Source organism: Sulfurivermis sp. (genome assembly GCF_059410345.1).
The window spans coordinates 16039-21154 of record NZ_JBLJDO010000030.1 but is presented as its reverse complement, the minus strand read 5'-3'; the positions used below and the strand labels follow the sequence as shown (position 1 = coordinate 21154).

At 58.8% G+C, this 5116-nt stretch carries 4 protein-coding genes and 1 tRNA gene; all 5 read right to left on the bottom strand.

What is annotated here, in order from left to right:
- Positions 1-242: 242 nt before the first annotated feature.
- Entirely contained in the window at positions 243-446 is a 204-nt protein-coding gene (locus tag ACMV8A_RS15025; RefSeq protein ID WP_495326693.1) for a hypothetical protein, read from the bottom strand.
- On the bottom strand, positions 439-828 hold the full coding sequence (locus ACMV8A_RS15020; RefSeq protein WP_495326692.1) for a CopG family ribbon-helix-helix protein: 390 nt from the start codon (positions 826-828) through the stop codon (positions 439-441). Before ACMV8A_RS15020 ends, ACMV8A_RS15025 begins: the two co-directional genes overlap by 8 nt.
- Before the next feature lie 755 nt (positions 829-1583).
- Positions 1584-1660: transfer RNA gene (locus ACMV8A_RS15015), tRNA-Ile, on the bottom strand.
- 67 nt (positions 1661-1727) lie between these two features.
- On the bottom strand, positions 1728-3581 hold the full coding sequence (gene rpoD, locus ACMV8A_RS15010; RefSeq protein ID WP_495326696.1) for an RNA polymerase sigma factor RpoD: 1854 nt from the start codon (positions 3579-3581) through the stop codon (positions 1728-1730).
- Positions 3582-3707: 126 nt separating this feature from the next.
- Positions 3708-5116: DNA primase (gene dnaG, locus ACMV8A_RS15005; RefSeq protein WP_495326691.1), on the bottom strand; the 1409-nt coding region annotated here is incomplete at its 5' end.

Genomic DNA, 5116 nt, shown 5'->3' with positions numbered 1-5116 from the left:
CGCCGGTATGGGGATTCCAGTAGCGCCGGCGGGAAGACCGTTTTGGATGTGATGACGGGGGGCGTATGCCCCCCTGTTTGTTTGGTGGGCCCACCAGGACTTGAACCTGGAACCAAAGGATTATGAGACCCTTCCAAAGCTACACGTTACAACACTATAACCATTGATTTCATATAGTTACGTGCGCCAAAAACACTATAAGACACTACAAACCATAATAATTGTGGACACAATGTGGCCAATCACTTGACCACCGAAAGACCCTTACCTTTCCGCAGCCCATCCAACGCTTCAAGATGCGCTTTGAACTGGACATTCAACGCGGAGAGCACATGACCCACATGGTCAGATTGCCCATGGTCGGCAGACGTAGCCAGTATCTCCAATCCCTCATAAGCCATATAAAGCGAATCAAGGTCATCCATTACTTCTCGCAGCTTATCCATTTACCTTCTCCAAGTAGTCACGAATCGCCAACCTTATCACCGCGCTTACCGTGCGCTCCTCTCGCTCCGCCACTTGCTGCAACCCCTCCAACATATCCGGGTCAAGCTGAACGGTTGTAACCTGTTTTGCGGGCTTTTTACCCGGCCCCCGCCCCCTACGCTTTTCTTGAACGCCAACAGCCTGAGCGGGAGGATTTAACGCTTTTGAGACTGCGCCTATTTCACCTGGCTGAATTTCCCCGCCCTTAGCTTTCCACAAGTGATACGCGCTCCAAGCCCTTTCAGGATGCAATAACTCCCCAATCTGGTGAGCATCCCATCCCGCTTTTTCCAAGTAGGACTTAAATTCCCGTTTCTGGTCTGGCGTCAGTCTATGTTTCATGTGCGTATTATATTGCAATACGTATTATTGTCTACTATTGTTTTTTAGTGTGCATTACACTGTATTATTTCGCAATACGTTTTACTTTATTGTGTAACGATGTGAGCCTACGGACACCTTGAATGTCATTCTGATAGACGTGTTACAAGCACGTCAGGTAACGAACGATGGGAATAGAGAAAACGAACAATGGATGGAAGGTTGATATCCGGCCCGGAGGCAGGGAGGGGAAGCGATTTAGAAAAACCTTCCCCACGAAGGCAGAAGCATTGCGCTTTGAAGACTCCGGCCCGTGGATAAATGCTACGCGGCAACGACAAGGCAACTCCCTCCGGCTCAGGCTCCAAGGTAGCCCCCTTGGGGTGGGTGCTACCACGCCGCCATCGCCACCGATTCGAGGCCGGCCAGCATCCCTCAACGGCGAGTAGGCCGCAAGGCGTCCTCCCCAAAGGGGGCCCCTCCTTGCGGCCTACTCGCCGTTGAGGGAATAGGCTGGCACGACCGAAGGCGACGGCGACGAGGTAGCCCCCACCCCACCCCCAACATTAGCGCGAAGCCAAGCAGAGAGAACCCGCGTGTTTAGTTCGTAAGGGGTGAGGCCGCGACGGTGAGCCTCCAACTCCAAGAGAATGTACTCCTCAATGGGAAGGTGGCTCCAGAACTTCCGATACTTCTTGGAATTTACAGACGTGGACATTATGTGGACACTCCGGTTATATAAAACTCGGAATGGCCTCATAACCCTTTGTTTTATTTGGTGGGCCCACCAGGACTTGAACCTGGAACCAAAGGATTATGAGTCCTCTGCTCTAACCAATTGAGCTATAGGCCCCGGAAATGAAGCGCGCCCGAAGGTTACCCTGCGAGCGCGCCTAGTATACCCAGCAGTGGGGCTTTGATCAGCCTTCCGAGTCGAGGAAACTGCGCAGCTGTTCCGAGCGGCTGGGGTGACGCAGCTTGCGCAGCGCCTTGGCCTCGATCTGACGGATGCGTTCGCGGGTGACGTCGAACTGCTTGCCCACTTCTTCCAGGGTGTGGTCGGTATTCATGTCGATACCGAAGCGCATGCGCAGCACCTTGGACTCGCGCGCGGTGAGTCCTTCCAGTACCTGTTGGGTGGCCTCGCGCAGGCCTTCGGCAGTGGCATATTCCACCGGTGACATGACGTTGCTGTCCTCTATGAAGTCGCCCAGATGCGAATCTTCGTCGTCGCCGATGGGCGTCTCCATGGAGATCGGTTCCTTGGCGATCTTGAGTACCTTGCGCACCTTGTCTTCCGGCATCTCCATGCGCTTGGCCAGCTCTTCCGGGGTGGCCTCACGGCCCATTTCCTGCAGCATCTGACGGCTGATGCGGTTGAGTTTGTTGATGGTTTCGATCATGTGCACCGGGATGCGGATGGTGCGGGCCTGGTCCGCGATGGAGCGGGTGATGGCCTGACGGATCCACCAAGTGGCGTAGGTGGAGAATTTGTAGCCGCGGCGGTATTCAAACTTGTCCACCGCCTTCATCAGGCCGATGTTGCCTTCCTGAATCAGGTCGAGGAACTGCAGGCCGCGGTTGGTGTACTTCTTGGCGATGGAGATCACCAGACGCAGGTTGGCCTCCACCATTTCCTTCTTGGCGCGGCGCGCCTTGGCTTCACCGATGGACATCTTGCGGTTGATGTCCTTGATGTCGGTGATGGACATGCCGCATTCCTGTTCCAGGCTGATGAGCTTCTCCTGGGTCTTGCGCACCTCGTCGGCGGCCTGTTGCAGATCCTTGGCGTAGCCTTTGCCGTTCTTGGTGTGCTTGTCCAGCCACTTGAGATTGGTTTCGTTGTCCGGGAAGGAGGTGATGAACTCCTTGCGCGGCATGCGGCCTTTGGTGACGCACAGATCCATGATCACGCGCTCGTGGGTACGGATGCGCTCCACCAGTTCGCGCAGATTGGCGACCAGACGGTCGATCATCTTCGGCGCCAGCTTGAATTCCATGAACGCGGCGATCAGCTCCTCGCTCAGCTTCTTGGTGCGAGTATGATCCTTGCCATGCTTGGTCAGCGCGGCCACCAGCTTGGTGTGCAGGTCGCGCAGGGTTTCCATGCGTACGCGCACTTCCTCGATGTCGAGGCCGGTGTCGGCGGCTTCATCATCGGCGCCGCCTTCACCTTCTTCTTCTTCGTCATCATCGCCAGCATCGGCTTCCAACTCGGCGGCGGCGTCGATATTTTCGGGAATGGCCTCGGCAGGGGCGTCCACGTCCATGAAGCCGGTGACGATATCACCCAGACGGGTGGTGCCGGACGCGATCTGATCGAACTCACCCAACAGCATGGCGACGGTTTCCGGATGGGAGGCCAGCGCCTCCAGCATCTGGTTCATGCCGTCCTCGATGCGTTTGGCGATCTTGATTTCGCCTTCGCGGGTGAGCAGTTCCACCGCGCCCATCTCGCGCATGTACATGCGCACGGGGTCGGTGGTGCGGCCGAACTCGCTGTCCACCGAAGCCAAGGCGGCGGCAGCCTCCTCGGCTACGTCCTCGTCGTCGGCGGTGACGGCATTGTCGGAGATCAGCAGGCTGTCGGCGTCCGGCGCATGCTCGTGCACCAGGATGCCCATGTCGTTGATCATGCCGATGATATCTTCGATCTGCTCAGGATCGACGATGCCATCGGGGAGGTGGTCGTTCACCTCGGCATAGGTCAGGAAGCCCTGTTCCTTGCCCTTGGAAATAAGCATTTTCAGCTGGGATTGCTGATCTTGATCCATCATCTCGATGTTACCTGCATACTGTGCGCCCCCATCCCTGAGGGCAGAATGAAGCGAAAAATCGCAAGATTATATACCAATAGTCAGCCGGCTCCCAAACTCGATGGGGCGGTCTCTGCCATGGCCTCAGTTGTTACCTCTAACCAGTTGAGTATATTCATCTTTTTCCGCTTCGCTGAGCGAGCCGAAGCGTTGTTCCAGTTCCAGCCGGCGCTGCCGGCGCAACTGCTGGAGCAGGCGGGCGACGGTATCGGTGAACTCCTGTTCCAGGTTGTCCTGTTCCGGCGACAACAGCATGTCGCGTTGGGCGAGGGCAAACAGATGCTTGCCCTGGTCGCCCTCGCGCCAGTGTTCCAGCAAGGCTCCTGTGGTTAAATGCGGGTGCTGCCTAAGCAGATCAAGCATTTCTACCAGCAGCGGCAACCCCGGCAACTGCAATCCCGCCAGTTGCTGCGGCTCGCCCACCAGTTGCGCCAAGGCCGGCCGTTGCAGCAGCAGGCGGATGGCGCTGCGTACCAGCGAAGGCTGGTGCCGGGATGCGGCGGGCGGTTTGGCCGGCTTGCCGGCGGCCGGGATGGGGGCCGCGGGTGCCGTTTCTCCGCCCAGCATGCGCTCCAGGGCGTCACGCTCCATGTGCGCCAGCTGTGCCAGACGATCCAGCATCAGGTGGCGATACACGCCCGGGGGTAGCTTCGACAGATAGGGGCGGCAAAGTTCCACCAGCCGCGCCCGCCCGTCCAGCCGGGTGATGTCGGCCTGTTTGCCCATCTGCTCGAAGAAGTATTCCGACAGCGGCTGCGCCTGCGTGACCAACTGCTCAAACCCGTCCCGCCCGATGCTGCGCACCAGGGTGTCCGGGTCTTCCCCTTCCGGAAGGAACATGAAGTGTAGTTGATGTCCTTCGCGCATCAAGGGTAGTGCATTTTCCAGACCGCGCCAGGCGGCATCACGGCCGGCGCGGTCGCCGTCGAAGCAGAACACCACTTCGGACGTGGTGCGGAAAAGGCGCTCCAGGTGGTCCTTGGTGACGGCGGTGCCGAGGGTGGCGACGGCGTAGCGGATGCCGAACTGCGCCAGGGCCACCACGTCCATATAGCCCTCCACCACCAGCAGGCGCGGGATCTCGCGCAGGGCCTGCTTGGCCTCGTACAGGCCATACAGCTCGCGCCCCTTGTGGAAGATGGGGGTCTCCGGCGAGTTGAGGTATTTGGGCTCGCCCTTGTCCAGCACGCGCCCGCCGAAGGCGATGACCCGGCCGCGGTAGTCGCGGATGGGGAACATGATGCGGTCGCGGAAACGGTCATAGCGGCGGCCATCATCCTTTTCGATTAGCATGCCCGTGGTGACCAGTCGGTCCTGCAGTTCCTTGTCCTGGCCCAGGGCCTGGAGCAAATGGCCCTTACCCTCGGGGGCGTAGCCGATGCCGAAGGCGGCGGCGATTTCGCCGGACAGGCCGCGTTTTTTCAGGTAGTCGACGGCGCGCTGGCGCTGCGGGTGGCGGCGCAGTTGCTGCTGGTAAAACAGGGCGCTCTTCT